This is a genomic window from Rahnella sp. ChDrAdgB13 (assembly GCF_017655185.1).
In the GTDB taxonomy this organism is placed as follows: Bacteria; Pseudomonadota; Gammaproteobacteria; order Enterobacterales; family Enterobacteriaceae; genus Rahnella; species Rahnella contaminans.
On sequence record NZ_JAEMGT010000002.1, the window covers coordinates 20380 to 39806 of the forward strand.

Annotated in this window: 17 protein-coding genes and 1 tRNA gene; 4 read left to right on the forward strand and 14 right to left on the reverse strand. The window is 53.5% G+C overall.

All coding sequences use genetic code 11. The features are described from left to right. The first annotated feature begins 7 nt into the window (after nucleotides 1-7). Nucleotides 8-289, forward strand: coding sequence for a peptidylprolyl isomerase PpiC (gene ppiC, locus J8X26_RS01185; RefSeq protein WP_152324755.1), 282 nt, complete (start codon nucleotides 8-10; stop codon nucleotides 287-289). Between the two features lie 102 nt (nucleotides 290-391). Here ppiC and ilvC read toward each other — a convergent pair whose 3' ends face one another. Beyond that, on the reverse strand, nucleotides 392-1867 hold the full coding sequence (gene ilvC, locus J8X26_RS01190; RefSeq protein ID WP_208949954.1) for a ketol-acid reductoisomerase: 1476 nt from the start codon (nucleotides 1865-1867) through the stop codon (nucleotides 392-394). A 186-nt stretch (nucleotides 1868-2053) separates the two neighbouring features. Between ilvC and ilvY the strand changes: the two genes are divergently transcribed. Continuing rightward, nucleotides 2054-2935: an HTH-type transcriptional activator IlvY gene (gene ilvY / locus J8X26_RS01195; RefSeq protein ID WP_152324753.1), complete on the forward strand. Its 882-nt coding sequence runs from the start codon at nucleotides 2054-2056 to the stop codon at nucleotides 2933-2935. A gap of 50 nt (nucleotides 2936-2985) precedes the next feature. On the opposite strand, the gene ilvA is transcribed toward ilvY, so the two are convergent. From ilvA to J8X26_RS01230, 7 genes are all read right to left on the reverse strand, one after another. After that, nucleotides 2986-4530 carry a threonine ammonia-lyase, biosynthetic gene (ilvA, locus tag J8X26_RS01200; protein WP_208949955.1) on the reverse strand — a complete coding sequence of 515 codons (1545 nt, stop codon included), beginning with the start codon at nucleotides 4528-4530 and terminating at the stop codon, nucleotides 2986-2988. 5 nt (nucleotides 4531-4535) lie between these two features. Next, complete coding sequence (gene ilvD, locus J8X26_RS01205; protein ID WP_208949956.1) at nucleotides 4536-6386, reverse strand: dihydroxy-acid dehydratase; 1851 nt, start codon at nucleotides 6384-6386, stop codon at nucleotides 4536-4538. Nucleotides 6387-6589: 203 nt separating this feature from the next. Continuing rightward, a complete protein-coding gene (locus J8X26_RS01210) occupies nucleotides 6590-7519 on the reverse strand; it encodes a branched-chain amino acid transaminase (RefSeq protein WP_101079475.1) in 930 nt (309 codons plus the stop codon). Between the two features lie 16 nt (nucleotides 7520-7535). Continuing rightward, a complete protein-coding gene (gene ilvM / locus J8X26_RS01215; RefSeq protein ID WP_013577547.1) occupies nucleotides 7536-7799 on the reverse strand; it encodes an acetolactate synthase 2 small subunit in 264 nt (87 codons plus the stop codon). Then, the gene (gene ilvG, locus J8X26_RS01220) at nucleotides 7796-9442 is read right to left on the reverse strand and encodes an acetolactate synthase 2 catalytic subunit (protein ID WP_208949957.1); all 1647 of its coding nucleotides are present in this window, start codon (nucleotides 9440-9442) and stop codon (nucleotides 7796-7798) included. Before ilvG ends, ilvM begins: the two co-directional genes overlap by 4 nt. 147 nt (nucleotides 9443-9589) lie before the next feature. Further along, nucleotides 9590-9691, reverse strand: a complete 102-nt coding sequence (gene ilvL / locus J8X26_RS01225; RefSeq protein WP_015699153.1) for an ilv operon leader peptide — start codon at nucleotides 9689-9691, stop codon at nucleotides 9590-9592. Between the two features lie 132 nt (nucleotides 9692-9823). Continuing rightward, the gene (locus J8X26_RS01230) at nucleotides 9824-11062 is read right to left on the reverse strand and encodes an MFS transporter (RefSeq protein ID WP_208949958.1); all 1239 of its coding nucleotides are present in this window, start codon (nucleotides 11060-11062) and stop codon (nucleotides 9824-9826) included. 367 nt (nucleotides 11063-11429) lie between these two features. Here J8X26_RS01230 and J8X26_RS01235 point away from each other — a divergent pair, with 367 nt between their 5' ends. Beyond that, entirely contained in the window at nucleotides 11430-12965 is a 1536-nt protein-coding gene (locus J8X26_RS01235; protein WP_208949959.1) for a YifB family Mg chelatase-like AAA ATPase, read from the forward strand. A gap of 25 nt (nucleotides 12966-12990) precedes the next feature. On the opposite strand, the gene J8X26_RS01240 is transcribed toward J8X26_RS01235, so the two are convergent. Next, entirely contained in the window at nucleotides 12991-13329 is a 339-nt protein-coding gene (locus J8X26_RS01240) for a DUF413 domain-containing protein (protein WP_095924170.1), read from the reverse strand. Between the two features lie 118 nt (nucleotides 13330-13447). Between J8X26_RS01240 and hdfR the strand changes: the two genes are divergently transcribed. Further along, nucleotides 13448-14272, forward strand: a complete 825-nt coding sequence (hdfR, locus tag J8X26_RS01245; RefSeq protein ID WP_208949960.1) for an HTH-type transcriptional regulator HdfR — start codon at nucleotides 13448-13450, stop codon at nucleotides 14270-14272. 12 nt (nucleotides 14273-14284) lie between these two features. Here hdfR and yjfF read toward each other — a convergent pair whose 3' ends face one another. The 5 genes from yjfF to J8X26_RS01270 all read right to left on the reverse strand — a co-directional run bounded on the left by yjfF (nucleotide 14285) and on the right by J8X26_RS01270 (nucleotide 19324). Further along, on the reverse strand, nucleotides 14285-15271 hold the full coding sequence (yjfF, locus tag J8X26_RS01250; RefSeq protein WP_152324745.1) for a galactofuranose ABC transporter, permease protein YjfF: 987 nt from the start codon (nucleotides 15269-15271) through the stop codon (nucleotides 14285-14287). After that, nucleotides 15271-16290: a galactofuranose ABC transporter, ATP-binding protein YtfT gene (gene ytfT, locus J8X26_RS01255; protein WP_152324744.1), complete on the reverse strand. Its 1020-nt coding sequence runs from the start codon at nucleotides 16288-16290 to the stop codon at nucleotides 15271-15273. The genes yjfF and ytfT overlap by 1 nt, the downstream gene beginning before the upstream one ends. Before the next feature lie 10 nt (nucleotides 16291-16300). Then, nucleotides 16301-17782 (reverse strand): galactofuranose ABC transporter, ATP-binding protein YtfR, encoded by a 1482-nt coding sequence (ytfR, locus tag J8X26_RS01260; RefSeq protein WP_206739024.1) that lies wholly within the window; start codon nucleotides 17780-17782, stop codon nucleotides 16301-16303. Between the two features lie 110 nt (nucleotides 17783-17892). Further along, nucleotides 17893-18849 (reverse strand): galactofuranose ABC transporter, galactofuranose-binding protein YtfQ, encoded by a 957-nt coding sequence (gene ytfQ, locus J8X26_RS01265; RefSeq protein WP_208949961.1) that lies wholly within the window; start codon nucleotides 18847-18849, stop codon nucleotides 17893-17895. Nucleotides 18850-19248: 399 nt separating this feature from the next. Continuing rightward, nucleotides 19249-19324, reverse strand: a tRNA-Trp gene (locus tag J8X26_RS01270). Between the last annotated feature and the right edge of the window lie 103 nt (nucleotides 19325-19427).

Below are 19427 nucleotides of genomic sequence, written 5' to 3' on the forward strand. Positions count from 1 at the left end.
CTCAATCATGGCAAAAACTGCTGCAGCAATGCATATCCTTGTTAAGGAAGAAGCACAGGCGCTCGATATTCTGGAACAGCTGAAGAATGGCGGCGATTTCGAAAAACTGGCTAAAAAACATTCTACCTGCCCGTCAGGCAAAAAAGGCGGCCATTTAGGTGAATTCAAGCAAGGCGCAATGGTGCCAGCTTTCGATAAAGTGGTTTTCTCTGCGCCGCTGATCGAGCCACAAGGCCCGCTGCACACTCAGTTCGGTTACCACATCATTAAGATCCTGTACCGCAACTGAGTTACCGTTCCGGCGCAGTAAAAAGAAAGGGCACCGCATTTTCATGCAGTGCCCTTTTTATTTATCTTCCGAAAACCCGGAAGAATTCGAGTAAGAAGAGGATCAGCTCGCTACTGCGATGCGTTTCATATCAGTCATATAACCACGTAAAGTGCGGCCGATTGACTCGATCGGGTGGTTGCGAATCGCTTCGTTAACGTCACGCAGCTGTGCATTATCGACCTGCGTTTCTGCAACAGATTTGCCCAAATCACCCGCCTGCAGGGTAGTCATGAACTCTTTCAGCAACGGTACTGCGGCGTTAGCAAACAGGTAGTTACCGTATTCTGCGGTATCAGAGATAACCACGTTCATTTCGTACAGACGCTTACGCGCAACGGTGTTGGCGATCAGCGGCAGTTCGTGCAGTGATTCGTAGTAAGCGGATTCTTCGATGATGCCCGAAGCCACCATGGTTTCGAAGGCCAGCTCAACGCCCGCTTTCACCATCGCAATCATCACGACGCCGTGATCGAAATATTCCTGCTCAGAAATTTTACCGTCGAACTGTGGTGCATTTTCGAACGCAGTTGCGCCCGTTTCTTCACGCCAGGTCAGCAGGTTTTTGTCGTCGTTCGCCCAGTCAGCCATCATGCCGCGGGAGAATTCGCCGGAGATGATGTCGTCCATGTGTTTCTGGAACAGCGGCGCCATGATCTCTTTCAGTTGTTCGGACAGCGCATAAGCACGCAGTTTCGCCGGGTTGGACAAACGCTCCATCATCAGCGTGATGCCGCCTTGTTTCAGCGCTTCGGTGATGGTTTCCCAGCCGAACTGCAGCAGTTTTTCTGCGTATGCTTCATCCACGCCGTCAGCAACCAGTTTGTCGAAGCACAGCAGAGAACCGGCCTGCAACATACCGCACAGGATAGTCTGCTCGCCCATCAGGTCAGATTTTACTTCTGCAACGAAAGAAGATTGCAGAACACCGGCGCGGTGGCCGCCCGTTGCTGCTGCCCAGGCTTTAGCAATCGCCATGCCCTCGCCTTTCGGGTCGTTTTCCGGGTGAACAGCGATCAGCGTCGGAACGCCGAAACCACGTTTGTATTCTTCACGAACTTCAGTACCCGGACATTTCGGCGCAACCATCACGACGGTGATGTCTTTACGGATTTGCTCGCCCACTTCAACAATGTTGAAGCCGTGTGAGTAACCCAGCGTTGCGCCATCTTTCATCAGAGGCTGAACCGCTTTAACCACAGCGCTGTGCTGTTTGTCTGGTGTCAGGTTAACGACCAGGTCAGCCTGTGGGATCAGTTCTTCGTAAGTGCCGACTTTGAAGCCGTTTTCGGTCGCTTTACGCCATGAAGCACGCTTCTCAGCAATCGCTTCTGCACGCAGGGTGTAGGAAACATCCAGACCGGAATCACGCATGTTCAGACCCTGGTTCAGGCCCTGTGCGCCACAGCCTACAATCACCACTTTTTTACCTTTGAGGTAGCTGGCTTCGTCCGCGAATTCATCGCGACCCATGAAGCGGCATTTGCCCAGTTGTGCCAGCTGCTGACGCAGGTTCAGTGTGTTGAAATAGTTAGCCATGTCTTGCTCCGTTCTATCGAGGTAAGTGCTGTTATTTTTTGTTTCACCGGTGAGCCGGTGAACGCCGTGAATTCACTATATGTCATGCGACACATTGCTTAAATTGATATATTACGAAGATGACGTTGCAAAAAATGCAATATACTTCGTTTGACCTTTGCGTAACTAAAAAGCCGGGACTTCTTTATGGATTTGCGTGATCTGAAACTGTTCTTACATCTGGCGGAAAGCCGCCATTTTGGCCGTTCGTCGAAGGCGATGCATGTCAGCCCGTCTACATTATCGCGCCAGATCCAGCGGCTGGAAGAAGAACTCGGCCAGCCGTTATTTCAGCGTGACAACCGCACCGTGCAACTGACCAGCGCGGGTGAACAGCTCAAAACTTTTGCCCAGCAAACGCTGCTGAGTTACCAGCAACTGCGCAGCGGGCTGGATCAGCATGGCCCGACGCTCAGTGGCGAGCTGCATTTGTTCTGCTCGGTCACCGCTGCGTACAGCCACCTGCCCCCTATTCTTGACCGCTTCCGCGCGCAACATCCGCTGGTCGAAATCAAACTGACCACCGGCGACGCCGCCGACGCGGTCGAAAAAGTTCAGTCCACCGAAGCGGACCTGGGGATTGCAGGCCGCCCGGAAAGTCTGCCGGGCAGCGTCGATTTCACGCAAATCGGCGAAATCCCGATGATCCTGATTTCCCCGTCTCTGCCGGGCGCGGTGCGAACGCAAGTCAGCGTGCCACATCCCGACTGGTCACAGATTCCGTTTATCCTGCCGGAACACGGTCCGGCGCGAAAACGCATCGACATCTGGTTCAAACGTAATCGCCTGAGCAATCCGCAAATTTACGCCACGGTGTCCGGCCACGAAGCCATTGTGTCGATGGTCGCGCTCGGTTGCGGCATCGCACTCATCCCTTCGGTAGTAGTCGATAACAGCCCGGAACCGGTTCGCAACCGCATTTCTGTTCTGGATAACGTCACGCTCGGCGCGCCGCTGGAACTGGGCGTCTGCGTGCAGAAAAAACGGCTGAACGAACCCCTGATCGAGGCGTTCTGGCAATTACTCTGAGCGTCTCAGGATAAAAAAAACGGGACACTTTTAAGGTGCCCCGTTTGATTTTAGCCCGCCAGGAAGAAGCGGAACGCCGGATTATCACTTTCGTTGTGACAGTCATAGCCCAGCGCCGTCAGGTTCTGTTCGAACTCCGGCTCTTGTTCATTGAGCTCAAACGCCGCCAGCACGCGACCAAAATCAGTGCCGTGGCTGCGGTAATGGAACAGTGAAATATTCCAGTGCGTGCCCAGCGTATGCAGGAATTTCAGCAAAGCACCCGGGGATTCCGGGAATTCAAAGCTGTAAAGCCGCTCACGCAGAGGTTTGGTCGGACGCCCGCCCACCATATAACGCACGTGAAGTTTCGCCATTTCATCGTCGGACAAATCCACAACCTGATAACCGTCGTGGTTCAGTTCGTCGATAATTTCCTGACGTTCTGCGTGACCGCGCGTCAGACGTACACCCACGAAAATGCAGGCATTGTCCGCATCGGCATAACGGTAGTTAAACTCCGTCACCGAACGGCCACCCAGCAGCTGACAGAATTTCAGGAAGCTGCCTTTGCGCTCAGGGATAGTCACCGCCAGCAGTGCTTCGCGTTGTTCGCCCAGCTCGCAGCGTTCTGACACATAACGCAGACCGTGGAAATTGACGTTCGCGCCGGAAAGCACATGCGCCAGACGCTCGCCCTGAATGTTGTGCTGCTGCACGTATTTCTTCAGCCCCGCCAGCGCCAGCGCGCCGGAAGGTTCTGCAATCGCACGCACGTCTTCGAACAAATCTTTCACCGCCGCGCAGATAGAATCGCTGTCGACAGTGATCACGTCATCGAGATATTCGCGGCACAGACGGAAGGTTTCGTTGCCAATACGTTTCACCGCCACGCCTTCGGCGAACAAACCGACACGCGCCAGATCCACCGGTTCACCGGCATCCAGCGCCGCACGCAGACAGGCAGAATCTTCGGCTTCGACGCCGATCACCTGAATCTGCGGCATCAGCTGTTTGATAAGCACCGCCACACCGGCGGCCAGACCACCGCCGCCGACGGGAACAAAAACGCGATCCAAATGCGCATCCTGTTGCAGCAGTTCCATCGCCAGCGTGCCTTGTCCGGCGATCACCGCCGGATGATCAAACGGCGGCACAAAGGTCATGCCCTGCTTTTGCGAAAGCTCAATAGCTTTGCCTTTGGCTTCGTCGAAATTCGCGCCAAACAGCAGGACTTCGCCGCCGAAATTACGCACCGCATCAACTTTGATATCCGCAGTCGCCACCGGCATCACAATCAGAGATTTGATGCCTTTTTTGGTAGCTGAAAGCGCAACACCCTGCGCATGGTTGCCCGCTGACGCCGTAACGACGCCGCGTGCAGCCTGTTCTTCGGTCAGGCTGGCAATCATCGAATACGCACCGCGTAGTTTAAAACTGTGAACAGCCTGGCGGTCTTCCCTCTTCACCAGAATGGTGTTACCCAGCCGGGAAGAGATTTTTTCCATGACCTGCAAAGGCGTCACCTGGGCGACTTCATAAACCGGCGCACGCAGCACGGCACGCAGATATTCTGCGCCGCACGGCTGGTCGGGTAAAGGTTGTGATACCGCCATGACTGTCAGCCTCCCAGCTTAGACTTGTCGCGTACTGCGCCTTTGTCCGCACTGGTCGCCAGCAATGCATAAGCACGCAGCGCCAGAGAAACCACACGTTCACGGTTCTTAGGCGTCCAGGCTTTATCGCCGCGTGCCAGTTCGGCTTCGTGACGCGCTGCCAGTTCCGCCGCCGGAACGTCCAGCACCATTTTGCGGTTTGGAATGTCGATGTCGATGATGTCGCCATCTTCAACCAGTGCAATCAGGCCGCCGCTGCCCGCTTCGGGAGAAACGTGGCCGATGGACAGACCGGACGTCCCGCCGGAGAAACGACCATCGGTGATCAGCGCACACTCTTTACCCAGCCCCATGGATTTCAGATACGTGGTCGGATAGAGCATTTCCTGCATGCCAGGCCCGCCTTTTGGCCCTTCGTAGCGGATAACGACCACGTCGCCGGAAACCACTTTACCGCCGAGAATCGCTTCAACTGCGCTGTCCTGGCTCTCATAAACCTTGGCCGGCCCCCGGAAGGTCAGGTTGGATTCATCCACGCCTGCGGTTTTAACGATACTGCCTGCTTCAGCGATGTTGCCGTAAAGCACAGCCAGACCGCCGTCTTTGCTGAACGCATGTTCCAGAGAGCGGATACAGCCTTCGGCGCGGTCATCATCGAGCGTATCCCAGCGGCAATCTTGTGAGAATGCCTGTGTGGTACGGATGCCTGCCGGACCGGCGCGGAACATTTTTTTCACCGCTTCGTCTTTGGTCAGCATGATGTCGTACTGATCCAGCGTCTGGTTCAGGGTCAGACCGAGAATATTTTTTACGTCGCGGTTAAGAAGGTTGGCGCGATCCAGTTCACCCAGAATCGCCAGTACGCCACCGGCACGGTGAACGTCTTCCATATGGTATTTCTGAGTGCTTGGTGCAACCTTACACAGATGCGGTACTTTGCGTGACAGACGGTCGATGTCGGTCATGTCGAAGTCGATTTCGCCTTCCTGCGCCGCAGCCAGCAGGTGCAGAACGGTGTTGGTGGAGCCGCCCATCGCGATATCCAGCGTCATGGCGTTTTCGAATGCGGCTTTGCTGGCGATGCTGCGCGGTAAGGCGCTGGCGTCATCCTGCTCGTAATAACGCTTGGTCAGCTCAACGATGCGGCGACCGGCGTTCAGGAACAGGTCACGGCGATCGGCGTGCGTTGCCAGCAATGAACCGTTACCCGGCTGAGAAAGACCCAACGCTTCGGTCAGACAGTTCATGGAGTTAGCGGTAAACATACCGGAACAGGAACCGCAGGTCGGACAGGCAGAACGTTCAATTTGCTCGCTGTCGGCATCGCTGACGTTCGGGTTTGCGCCCTGAATCATCGCATCAACCAGGTCGAGTTTGATGATTTTATCAGACAACTTGGTTTTACCGGCTTCCATCGGACCGCCGGAAACGAAGATCACCGGAATGTTCAGGCGCAGTGACGCCATCAGCATTCCCGGGGTGATTTTGTCGCAGTTGGAAATGCAGACCATGGCATCGGCGCAGTGCGCATTAACCATGTATTCCACCGAGTCTGCGATCAGCTCGCGTGAAGGCAGTGAATACAGCATGCCGCCATGGCCCATGGCGATCCCGTCATCCACGGCGATAGTGTTGAACTCTTTCGCCACGCCGCCGGACGCTTCGATTTGCTCGGCAACCAGTTTACCCAAATCACGCAAATGCACGTGGCCCGGTACGAACTGGGTGAAGGAGTTGACGACGGCAATAATGGGCTTGCCGAAATCGTTATCGGTCATGCCGGTGGCACGCCATAAAGCGCGGGCACCCGCCATATTGCGGCCATGGGTCGTGGTGTGGGAACGGTACTTAGGCATGCTCTGTTCACTCCAAATCATTTCTGTTTAGCAAGCAGCGAAATCGCTACCTGCTGAATTTCTTATTTATCCTCATCATTACCCTAAATCATTCGGGTTGCATCAAGGCGGCAACTGAATGAATCCCCGGGAGCTTACTCAGGTAAGTGACCGGGGTGAATAAAGGCAGCCAACGCAGAAGCAGCCTGAAGGATGACGGGTAATTACTGTGGGTTGATTGGATCCAGCCAACCCCATTTGTCTTCGGTTTTGCCGGTGAACAGGCCGAAGAATGCATCCTGAATTTGTTTGGTGACCGGACCACGTTTGCCGATGCCGACCTGAATGCCGTCAACGCTGCGAACCGGTGTGATTTCTGCGGCAGTACCGGACATGAAGACTTCATCGGCCAGGTACAGGGATTCGCGGGACAGAACCTGCTCGCGAACTTCCAGCCCCATATCTTTCGCCAGTTTAATAATAGCGTCGCGGGTGATGCCCGGCAGAGCGGAAGAGGTAAACGGAGGTGTAAACAGAATGCCGTCTTTTACTTCGAACAGGTTTTCGCCCGCACCTTCAGAGACATAACCGTGAACGTCGAGCGCAATACCTTCCTGATAGCCGTGGCGACGCGCTTCACTACCGACCAGCAATGAAGAAAGGTAGTTACCGCCGGCTTTCGCAGCCGTTGGAATTGTATTGGCTGCCACGCGGTTCCAGGAGGACACCATCGCATCGATGCCCTGCTCCAGCGCTTCTTCACCCAGATACGCGCCCCACGGGAAGGCCGCGATGATCACGTCAGTTTTGTAGCCGTCCGGCGGGTTAACGCCCATACCGACATCGCCAACAAACACCAGCGGACGGATATACGCGCTGACCAGATTGTTTTTACGCAGAGTTTCGCGGCAAGCCTCCATCAGCTCATCCACGCTCTGAGAAACCGGCATACGGTAGATTTTTGCGGAATCGCGCAGACGCTGCATGTGTTCACGGTGGCGGAATACGACGGGGCCTTTATGGGAGTCGTAGCAACGCACGCCTTCAAATACGGAAGTGCCATAATGCAGTGCGTGTGACATGACGTGAACTTTTGCTTCTGCCCACGGAACCATCTCGCCATTGAACCAAATGTAATCAGCTTTCTTCGTCATTCTCTCGTTCCTTTACTCACGCATTCGCGCGTATTTGTTGTGATGTATGTTGCTGGATCTCGACACAAGCGACATCCATAAGTTTGCGTAACTGTGAAGACAGTAAATCTACCGGGCGCTGGCTGGCAACGGTCAATTCGATATTTATATTTTCCGCATTGACCATCGGGGTCATGTTCATTGCGCACACCTGAAAACCACGGTGGCGAACAACGCGTAATACGCGTTCTAACATTTCAGGGCGGAAACGGGCCTGGATTGAGACGTTATGCTGCATCATGACATTTTCTCCAACATGGTTTCGTTGCCTGCGCCCGGTGGAACCAGTGGCCAGACATTCTCATTTTCGTCGATGGAAACCTGAAGCAAATACGGGCCTTCGCTGGTGAAGAATGCGTCCAGAGCGGCATCGACTTGGTCTTTACGGTGGATACGCTGGCCGGGGATATTGAATGCGCTGGCCAGCGTCACAAAATCAGGATTATCAGAAAGGTTGGTTTCACTAAAACGTCCGTCGAAGAACAGTTCCTGCCACTGTCGGACCATCCCTAACCGCTGGTTATCCAGCAACAGGATTTTGACGGGCAGCTGTTTTCGCTTGATGGTGCCCAGTTCCTGAACGTTCATCATGAACGAGCCGTCACCGGAAACACAGATCACCATGTCGTCCGGGCGGGCAACCTGTGCGCCAACGGCAGCCGGAACGCCAAAGCCCATCGTGCCCAGACCGCTGGAGGTGATGAAGTTTTCCGGGCGGCTGAACTGCATGTGCTGCGCGGTCCACATCTGGTGCTGACCGACATCGGTGGTGACAACGGTACTGGCAGATTTGCGATCGGAGATTTGTTTCAGTAACAGCGGTGCATAAATCGCTTCGCCCGGATGGTCATAGCGCCATTCACCCTGCGCTTTCAGCGTCATCACTTCATCACGCCATGCGCTGATGTTCAGCGGTTGTTGCAGTGCAGGTAACAGAGAATTCAAATCACCCTGCAACGCGACGTGCGCCTGACGCAGTTTGTTCAGTTCCGCCGGATCGATATCCATGTGGATAACGGCCGCGTTTGGCGCGAAGGTATTCAGTTTGCTTGTCACCCGGTCATCAAAACGCGCACCGACCGCAATCAGTAAATCGCAGGACTGAACCGCCAGATTAGCGGCTTTGGTGCCGTGCATACCCAGCATTCCCAGATAACACGGGTCAGTCGCATCCGGTGCGCCCAGCCCTTTCAGGGTGGCAACTGCCGGCATACCGGTGGCAGAAATGAAGTCACGTAATGCCGGCACCGCTTGCGCCATGCCCACACCACCGCCAACATAAACAATGGGTTTTTGCGCCGCGGCGATCATCGCGCTGGCTTGTTGCAGTTCAGCTGCCGGATGCGGGAAGGTTTCTTCTACCGCCAGCAGATGCGGCGGTAATTCGCCGGTCGCCAGCTGAATATCTTTCGGGATGTCGATCAGAACCGGGCCCGGACGCCCGGAAGTGGCGATGGCAAAAGCTTCCGCCATGATTTCCGGCAGCGCGTCCAGCGATTCAACCAGGAAGCTGTGTTTGGTACAGGCCAGAGATAAACCTAAAACGTCGATTTCCTGGAAGGCGTCGGTACCGATGAATGCGGAACCGACCTGACCGGTGATAGCCACCAGAGGAACGGAATCGAGCAGTGCGTCAGCCAGACCAGTGATCAGGTTGGTCGCACCAGGCCCGGAAGTGGCGATACAAACGCCGACTTTTCCGGTAGAACGGGCATAGCCGATGGCGGCCATTGCGGCGCCCTGCTCGTGCCGGCACAACAGGTGTTCCACGCCGCCGTCATACAATGCATCGTATACCGGCATGATTGCCCCGCCAGGATAACCAAATACTGTATTTACACCCTGCGCACGCAACGCTTGTACTACCCATTGTGCTCCGTTCATCTTTATTCTCCTGCCTTTTTGCGACAAGTGCAGAATATTATGCTGTTGCTCATTTTCCGACCCCGTTTCACTGTTCTCTGAAATACCTGACCCAAAAAAAAACCCCGGACCTTTCGGTGCGGGGTTTCTTTTCAGGTTCAGGCTTGTTTAATAAGCCTTTCTTCGTCCAAGTGCAGCCCCGCACGGTGGGATAATAATCACCACCACGCTAATCACGACTAGGCTAACTACGAGGAGAAGGGCTTTCATTTTTAGGTTTCTAAAATTCATATTGCGAACGATTGCCTACAGAGTTATCACAGTAATGCGTTTAATGACAACACTTTTCTTGCGTTATTATTTGCGACGCGCTGCACAACCCGGCAAAAATAATCTGAAAAATCAAACCTTAGCAGGCTGATCCGTTCTCTGATTATTTATTGCTCCCGTTATCGCTTTTCCGCGCGTATCTCGCCCGAATGCAACAAGTACAGAAATTACGATCGCCACCGTCCCGGCGACAATCGCCATCGCCAGCCCGTAGTTATGTCCGTGACTTTCGGCAATGCCTGCCTGCAATGTCGCATTGACCGACGCCAGCAAATTCCCGAGCTGATAAACAAATCCGGGCAATACAGCGCGGGTGTTCGCAGGCACCAGCTCAGTGAGATAAGACGGCACCACGCCCCACGCGCCCTGCACCATAAACTGCATCAGGAAAGCCCCCAGACCGATGGTCCAGGTTCCGCTGGAAAATGCCCACAGCGGGATCACCGGCAATGACAGTAAGGCTGCGATAATAATGGCTTTTTTACGACCAATCTTCTCTGAAAGCGTACCGAAGAAGATACCGCCGATGATCGACGCAATGGTGTAACCGATAGCAATCAAACTGACCGTATGTGCATCAAAACCGTGCTGAACTTTCAGGAATGACGGGTAGAGATCCTGCGTTCCGTGGCTGAAGAAATTGAAGGCCGCCATCAGGACGACCAGATAAACACAAAGTTTCCAGTGTGATTTGAGCACTGGCAACAGCGCGGTGCTTTCCTTGCGTTCACGGGCAGCAAGCCAGACCGGCGATTCCTGCACCTTAAACCAGATGAAAGGCAGCAGGAAAATCGGCACAGCGCCGATGACAAACATTCCGCGCCAGCCGACCATCTCCGAAAACAGCCCGTAAACCACCGCGGCCAGCAGATACCCGAACGGATAACCGGCCTGAAAAATACCGGACATCATGCCGCGCGAACGGTCAGGAATGGTTTCCATCGCCAGTGAAGAAGCCACACCCCACACGCCGCCCATCGCCACGCCATAAATCACACGCAGGATCAGGAAAATGGTCAGGGACGGCGCCGCTGCGGTGCAGAGTTCAAAAACGGAAAAGCAGGCAATATTCACCATCAGCACCGGTTTACGTCCGTATTTTTCTGCGGCCCGCCCGAACACCAGCGCGCCGATGGGCCGCACCGCTAGTGTCAGCAAAATCGCCAGCGTGACTTCTTTCATATCGACATGAAAGGCTGTCGCTATGTCACTAAGAAGAAAGACTAAAATGAAGAAATCGAAAGCATCGAGCGTCCAGCTTAAAAAGCTGGCGATGGCAACATTACGCTGCCGGGAGGTCCAACCAAACATGGGTTTATCCCTATTCCGGAATAGCTGTAGGCAGTGCTCTCACTGAACTGTTCCGGAAAATCCTCAGCGAGGCAGAGAGATGTTAATCAATGATTGATATTTGTTTCTTTATTGTTAAATACATAAAGATTAAACACCTCAGCCTGTATAAACAGCAACTTAATTAGCCCGCTAATTTGTTTCCGAAGACCTCAATTTGTTAAGGAGTATTACCGCCAGTGTGGCGCACCACGCACTGCCGCATTGCAACCTGATAATCCCGCGAGTCTTTTTACGTGACGCTGCGCATTTGGCAGATCTTCTTCACAAAATCGTTACCGACTGCGTCATGCTGCCTTTCAGGAAAATTCACAGCCAAGGAAGAAGTATGTCATTAGCCGTGGTGTATACCCGCGCATCACTGGGTGTTCAGGCTCCGGGTGTCTCCGTTGAAGTGCATATCAGTAATGGCTTACCGGCCCTGACGCTGGTCGGCCTGCCCGAAACCACCGTCAAAGAGGCCAGAGATCGAGTCCGCAGCGCCATCATCAACTGTGGTTTCAGTTTTCCTCCCAAGCGGATTACGGTGAATCTCGCCCCTGCCGACTTGCCCAAAGAAGGTGGCCGGTATGATTTATCTATCGCGCTGGCGATTCTGGTAGCCTCTGAACAGCTTAGAGGCGACAGGCTGATGAAATATGAGTTTTTGGGAGAACTGGGACTTTCAGGCGCTTTGCGCAGCGTTAACGGCGCAATTCCTGCGGCACTCGAAGCACAGAAAGAAGGCCGGATTTTAATTTTGCCGCAAGCCAATCAGTCCGAAATGACGCTGCTTGATCCCGGCGTCGCCAATATTGCAGGACATCTGTTACAGGTTTGTGCTTTTTTGCAGGGCGAGGACAGCCTGCCAGCGATTGAATATCCACCCGTTGCGCCGGAACCTGCCTGCCAGCCAGACATCGCCGATATCATTGGTCAGGAGCAGTCAAAACGCGCACTGGAGGTCGCCGCCGCCGGAGGCCATAACTTATTGCTTATCGGACCGCCCGGCACCGGGAAAACCATGCTGGCGAGCCGTTTGCCTGGCTTACTTCCCCCGCTCAGTAACGAAGAAAAGCTCGAAACCGCCGCGATCGCCAGCCTGGTGTATAACCCGGAAGATGACGGTGAGTTTTCTCGTGTACGGCCTTTCAGGGCGCCGCATCACAGTACGTCAATCAGCGCGCTGGTCGGCGGGGGTTCGCTGCCTAAGCCGGGAGAAATTTCACTGGCCCACAATGGCGTCCTGTTTCTAGACGAGCTTCCGGAATTCCAGCGTCAGGTGCTGGATGCTTTGCGCCAGCCGATGGAATCGGGCGAAATCACGATCTCCCGGGCGCGGGCAAAAGTCCGTTATCCGGCCAGAGCCCAGCTGATTGCAGCAATGAATCCCAGCCCTACCGGACACTATCAGGGGATCCACAACCGCACGCCCCCGCAGCAGGTTTTACGCTATCTGGGCAGGCTTTCCGGCCCTTTCCTGGACCGGTTTGATTTATCCATTGAAGTGCCGCTGTTGCCGCCTGGAATTTTAAGCCAGCAAAACCATACGCCGACAGCACGGGAAAGCAGTGCGCAGGTTCGGGAACGGGTATTAGCCGCACGGGAGATTCAGCTGAAACGGGCGGGGAAAATCAATGCGAGGCTGAACAGCAGCGAAGTCGAAATTTACTGCGTTTTAAAAAAAACGGATGCGGAATTTCTGGAAGAGGTTCTGCATAAACTGGGATTGTCGGTCAGGGCGTGGCACCGGATCCTGAAAGTTGCGCGAACATTAGCCGATTTAGAGGGGAAAGAATCGATTGAACGAAAACATATTTCTGAGGCGCTGAGCTATCGCACCATGGATAGGCTATTGTTAACTTTACATAAGAATCTGGCATAAAAAAACGGGGCATCGCCCCGTTTCATTAGTCGTCGCTTTCCGTATAGTCTTCTACAGCATCGGCCTGCGGTTTGCCGCCGGACAGCGTGTGGAATTTCTTCGGACGACGGGTGCGGACAATATATTTGTTCCACACTTTTTCTGCATCTGTCACAGGTTCGCGCGTACCCCGGCAAACCTCCAGGAACAGCTTTTCTTCGTCGGTAACGGGCTCACGTTTCCCCAGATCCAGCTCATTAAAAGCAAAGCCGTAACGTTCTAGCATTTGCGCTTCTTTAATGGTGAAATCGCCATGCCGGGAGAACCCGCGAGGGTAATGTTTATTATCAAAAAAACGATTTGTCGTGGTGAAGCTTTCCGCCATCTGACACGCTCCTAATTCTCTCATGGTCGTGCTGTTATGGCGCGGAGTATTAGTTAGGCTTGACATTGTGTAAAACAAAACATTTAAATCTTAACGACAAAAATTATTGGAGATAGTTTTGGACACGGAATTACTGAAAACCTTTTTGGAGGTCAGTAGAACTCGCCACTTTGGTCGGGCGGCGGAATCCCTTTATCTGACGCAATCGGCTGTCAGCTTTCGTATCCGGCAACTGGAAACCCAACTTGGCGCTAATTTGTTCACGCGGCATCGCAATAACATCCGCTTAACGCCCGCAGGAGAACGCCTGCTGCCCTACGCCGAGAATCTGATGTCTACGTGGCAAATGGCGAAAAAAGAGGTTGTACGCTCGTTACAGCACACAGAATTGTCAATTGGCGCTACGGCATCGCTTTGGGAAGCCTATCTGACACCCTGGATGCAGTCGCTTTACACCCAACGTGACACGCTGAGGCTCGAAGCGCGCATCGCTTTACGCCAGTCACTGGTAAAACAATTGCATGAAAGACAACTGGATTTGCTGATCACCACTGAACCCCCCAAGATGGATGAACTGTCGAGCCAGCTTCTGGGTAATTTCTCGTTACGACTTTTTTCATCGAAGAAAACGGTCAGAGGGGAACAAACGCCTTACGTGAAACTGGAATGGGGCGCAGATTTTCCACAGCAGGAAAAGCTGCAAAACAGCGATCAGGAACCGGTGCTGACCACAACGTCTGCACAACTGACGCGTCAGTTGCTGGAAAATACCGGTGGCTACGCTTTTCTGCCAGCGCATTGGGCGAAAGAATATCCGCAGCTCGCCGCGCACGAAGATGTTCCGCCGGTGATCCGCCCGTTGTACGCCGTTTGGCTGCAAAACAGCGATCAGCAGGTTCTGATCCGTCAGTTACTCAAAACACCGCTGATCACTAACTTCTGATGCCGTCCTGACTCAGGACGGCTCTGGTCGTGGATGGCGTGCCCTTCTGGCAGTCCAGAAGGTGCCCATGCCTTTTTGCAGTGCGATAAAGATAAACAGCAAAACTCCCATGACGATTTTCGTCCACCATGAACTGAGCGTGCCATCAAACGTGATGTAAGTCTGGATAAGCCCCTGAATTAAGACGCCGAACAAACTTCCCAGCACCGTTCCAACACCGCCGCTCAAGAGTGTGCCGCCAATGACGACGGACGCAATCGCATCAAGCTCAACGCCGCTGGCCGCCAGCGCATACCCCGCTGACGTGTAGAGCGAGAAGATGATCCCCGATAACACCGCCAGCGTACTCGACAACATGTAGATATAAATCGTTGTGCGTCTGACGGGAACGCCCATCAGCGCCGCAGACACATTGCTGCCGCCCACGGCATAGACGTTGTTACCGAAACGCGTACGGTGAGCCAGAATGATGCCGCCAAAGACCACCAGCAGCATGACCAGAGCCAGCAGAGTAAAACGGCCACCTCCGGGCATTTTCCAGGCGTAATTGGCAAGAAAATCGTAAACCGGATGGTTAATCGGCAGAGATTCCTCTGAGGCGATAAAGCTCATGCCGCGTACAAAAAACATCCCCGCCAGCGTGATGATGAAAGCAGGCAATTTCAGCGTATCAATAATCCAGCCCATCAGCGCACCAAACAGCGCCCCCATCAGAAGCACAATGACAAACGCATAACCCGGCGCGACGCCGTACGTGCCTATCAGTTTCGCCAGCAATACGCCCGTAAAAGCGATAACAGATCCCACAGACAGGTCGATACCGCCGGAGAGGATCACGAAGGTCATCCCGACGGCTACGATGCCGAGAAAGGCGTTATCTGTCAGTAAATCAAAGAAGACACGCGTGGAGGCGAATCCGGGAAACTGGGTGAAGCAATACCCATATCCGGCCAGAAACACCACGATAGTAATCAGCAGGGGCAGATTTCTTTTAAGCATTATCCCTTTCTCCGGAACAGATTACTGAGCGAGACGCGGGGCGACTGAACCACCAGGACGGCGAGAACCACCAGAGCTTTGAGCACCAGATTAAACTCGGGTTTAAAGCCTGAAAGCAGAATACCGGTGTTCATTCCCTGAATGATCAGCGCTCCGACCACCGAAAGAAGCAGGTTAAAACGTCCGCCCAGCAGCGAACCGCCGCCGATGACAACGGCGAGAATGGCGTCCAGCTCTAGCCATAATCCGGCGTTGTTGGCATCGGCACCGCGGATATCCGCCGTGACAATGACGCCCGCGACTGCCGCGCATATCCCGCAAACAACGTAGGTTGAAATGAGCACCAGGCGCGCATTCACACCGGCGTTATAGGCAGAGCGGATATTGATGCCGACAGATTCGATAAACAGCCCGAGTGCAGTTTTACGCGTGAGCGCCCAGACCAGTATCAGCATGACGGCAGCAATAATCACCGGCATCGGAAGATAGAACAAAGAACCGCTGCCAAATTGCGACAAACCGTTGTGTTCAAACGTGACGATCTGCCCTTCTGTAATCAGCTGCGCGATACCCCTTCCGGCGACCATCAGCATCAGTGTGGCTACAATCGGCTGTATTTGCAGGACAGCGACCAGAAATCCATTCCATAAGCCACATATCGCTCCGACGCCCACGGATGCCAGCAACACCATCGTCAGCGGATATCCCTGAACGGTCATGGTCGCTGCTGTCGCGCCCGCGATCGCCATCACCGCGCCGACGGACAGGTCGATACCGCCGGTGGCGATAACCAGCGTCATCCCCAGGGCCAGTAAAGCGACGGGCGCGCCGCGATTGAATATGTCTACCAGGCTGCCAAACAGGCGGCCATCCTGAATATGGATGGAGAAAAAGCCCGGTGCGACCAGACTGTCGATCAGTAATATTGCGACAAAAGCGCCAATTTGCGTGGCACCTTTGGGAAACACAAATCTTACTTTGCGCGGCCTTCCTGTCATCGGCAGACTCCTGTTACTCATCGGTATCTCCTCATTGAGCCGCGATGGCTTTCATAATGGCGGGCACGGAGATCTCGGCCTGCTCAATTTCAGCAACATGACGACGATCGCGCAGTACCACGATACGGTCGGCGTAACCCGCCAGCTCCTCCAGCTCAGAGGAAATGACCAGCAGCGCCAATCCTTCATCACAAAGCTTTTCAATCAGGCGAATAATTTCCGCATGCGCGCCGACATCAATCCCGCGAGTGGGTTCATCGAGAATAAGAAAGCGGGGATTGGTCGCAAGCCAGCGGGAAAGCAGGACTTTTTGCTGATTGCCTCCAGAAAGATACTGAATTTCCTGCTCGGTGCCGGGCGTGCGGATACCCAGGAGTTTGATAAACTTTTCGGCAATCTGATGCTGTTCTTTCATCGGTAAAGGACGCAGCCAGCCACGCCGGGCCTGCAACGCCAGAATGATATTTTCGCGAACCGTTGCCGCACCAATAATCCCGTCGGTTTTGCGATCTTCAGGGCAATAGCCAAAACCGAGCTTCGCCGCTTTTCGTGGTGTATTGATCGTTTCCGCACGGCCTTCAACCTGCGCATTACCGCTGTCATGGCCTTTAATGCCAAAAATCAGCTGAGCAGTTTCCGTGCGGCCAGAACCCAGTAGCCCGGCCAGCCCGACGATTTCTCCACGACGAACTTTCAGATCGAAATGTTCAACCACGCCACGACGACCATAATCTTTGAAATCAACCAATGGCTCGCCTGTGACATTCCGGTGTTCGGTGCGTTTAAGCAGGCTTTCATCAAAGCTGTGCCCAAGCATCATCGGTACCAGATCGATACGGGGCAGATCGACAGTACGTTCAGATCCCACCCGTTTGCCGTTGCGTAAAACCGTTATCCGGTCGCTGATCCGATACACCTGATCGAGGAAATGCGTCACGAAGATCATCCCCACGCCTTTGTTGCGCAGCTGAACAAGAATATCGAGCAGCATACTGACTTCTTTGGCATCAAGACTGGCGGTGGGCTCATCAAGGATCAGCACTTGCGCAGAGAGGTCCACCGCCCGGGCAATGGCCACGATCTGCTGGATAGCGATGGAATAAGTGGAAAGAGGCTGGCTGACATCCAGATGCAGCCCATAGCCTTCCAGAAGCGCTTCGGCCTGTTGCTCCATTTTGCGCTGATGGACCAGTCCGAAGCGGGTCGGTTCTCGCCCGATGAAGAGATTCGCGGCAACGGAGATATTCGGCAGAAGGTTAACTTCCTGATAGACCGTGCCAATCCCCAGCGACTGTGCGTCTGCGGTATTCACTGGTTCGATGGATTTTCCATTGAGAAAGACCTGACCTGCGGAGCGTTTATAAACGCCGGTCAGCGCTTTAATCATTGTGGATTTACCGGCACCATTTTCCCCCAAAAGTGCAACGATTTCGCCACATTCGAGTGTGAAGTCGACATTTTCAAGCGCCTTTACGCCGGGGAATTCAACTGACAAGCCGCGCACTTCAAGCAGCGTTATTGAATCTGGATTATCCGTCACGTCACTACTCCTGCTGCATTCGCCAGCGGCGAAAAGGGAATAATTTTTACCGGCTTGTCCGTGAGACAAGCCGGTAAACCGGCTTAATAACCCATGTCTTTTTTCATGTCGTATTCTTTCTGAGCCATATCAGGCAGGATTAAAGCGGACTGAGTCTGGATGAATTTCTTAGGCTGAGTACCGTCTTTTTTCATCGCGATCAGCGCATCAAATGCCGGGCCTGCCATGTTAGGGGTCAGCTCAACAGAGGCATTCGCTTCACCGGCTAACATCGCTTTATAGATGTCAGGAACCCCATCGATGGAAACGATTTTGATCTGCGAACCCGGTTTCAGACCGGCTTCTTTAATGGCCTGAATCGCACCGATTGCCATATCATCGTTATGGGCATAAACAGCACAAATGTTCTTGCCGTTTTGTTCAGCCTTAATGAAGCTTTCCATGACTTCTTTACCTTTACTGCGGGTGAAGTCGCCAGACTGGGAACGGATAATTTTGACGTTTGGTGCCGCTTTGAGTGCATCGGCAAAACCTTGTTTACGGTTTAAAGCAACACTTGCACCGACGGTTCCCTGTAATTCCACGACGTTACAAGGTTTACCCGCGACTTCTTTTACCAGCCAGTCACCGGCCACTTTACCCTCGTAAACGCTGTCTGAAGCGACCGCAGCGGTGTAAAGCGTCGGATCACTGACTTCGATAGTGCGGTCCAGCAGGAATACCGGGATCTTGGCTTCTTTGGCTTCAGTCAGAACAGGAGCCCAGCCGGTTGCGACAACAGGCGCGATGAAGATCGCATAAACACCTTGTGCAATAAATGAACGTATCGCTTTGATTTGGTTCTCTTGTTTCTGCTGGGCATCAGCAATTTTCAGTGTAATGCCGCGTTTTTCTGCCTCTGATTTAGATACTTTAGTTTCAGCAGAACGCCACCCGGACTCAGAACCGATCTGCGAAAATCCCACAACCAGAGGAGCTGCCTGCGCCGCCCCACAAAGTGTTGTTGCAACTGCTGCTGCCACTAATAAGCGTTTATACATGTCTTTTTCCTCGCGTGTAGTCTGAGCTACTTTTTGTTATGACTCGTTGGGTACGGCCAGGATTTTCATCCAGCAAACGTATTCCTTCATTGCGACAAAGATGCTTTAAAAAGGAGGAAAACGTATTGTCAGGATCGGGTCATCGTCATCGGACGATGATTAGGTTTAGTACACTGGGAAAATGGGAGCATGAGCGGTGTCACATACGGGGATAACAATCATTTAGTGCATGTATTTAGCCGAAACATGACAAAAAACAACCAGAAAACGGGGAAGGATTGAGCATTAATGGTGCAAAATTTTAGCAAAACGAGGATAAATCACAGTTGTATGGACAATGAGGAAAGTCAGAGAGGCATATAACAAAAAAGCCCCTCGCTTTCGCGAAGGGCTTTAATATGGCAGGGGCGGAGAGACTCGAACTCGCGACACCCGGTTTTGGAGACCGGTGCTCTACCAACTGAGCTACGCCCCTATATTACGCTTAATATTATGCCTGCTAATTTAGCAGGCATAATATTTAATAATTGGCGGAACGGACGGGGCTCGAACCCGCGACCCCCTGCGTGACAGGCAGG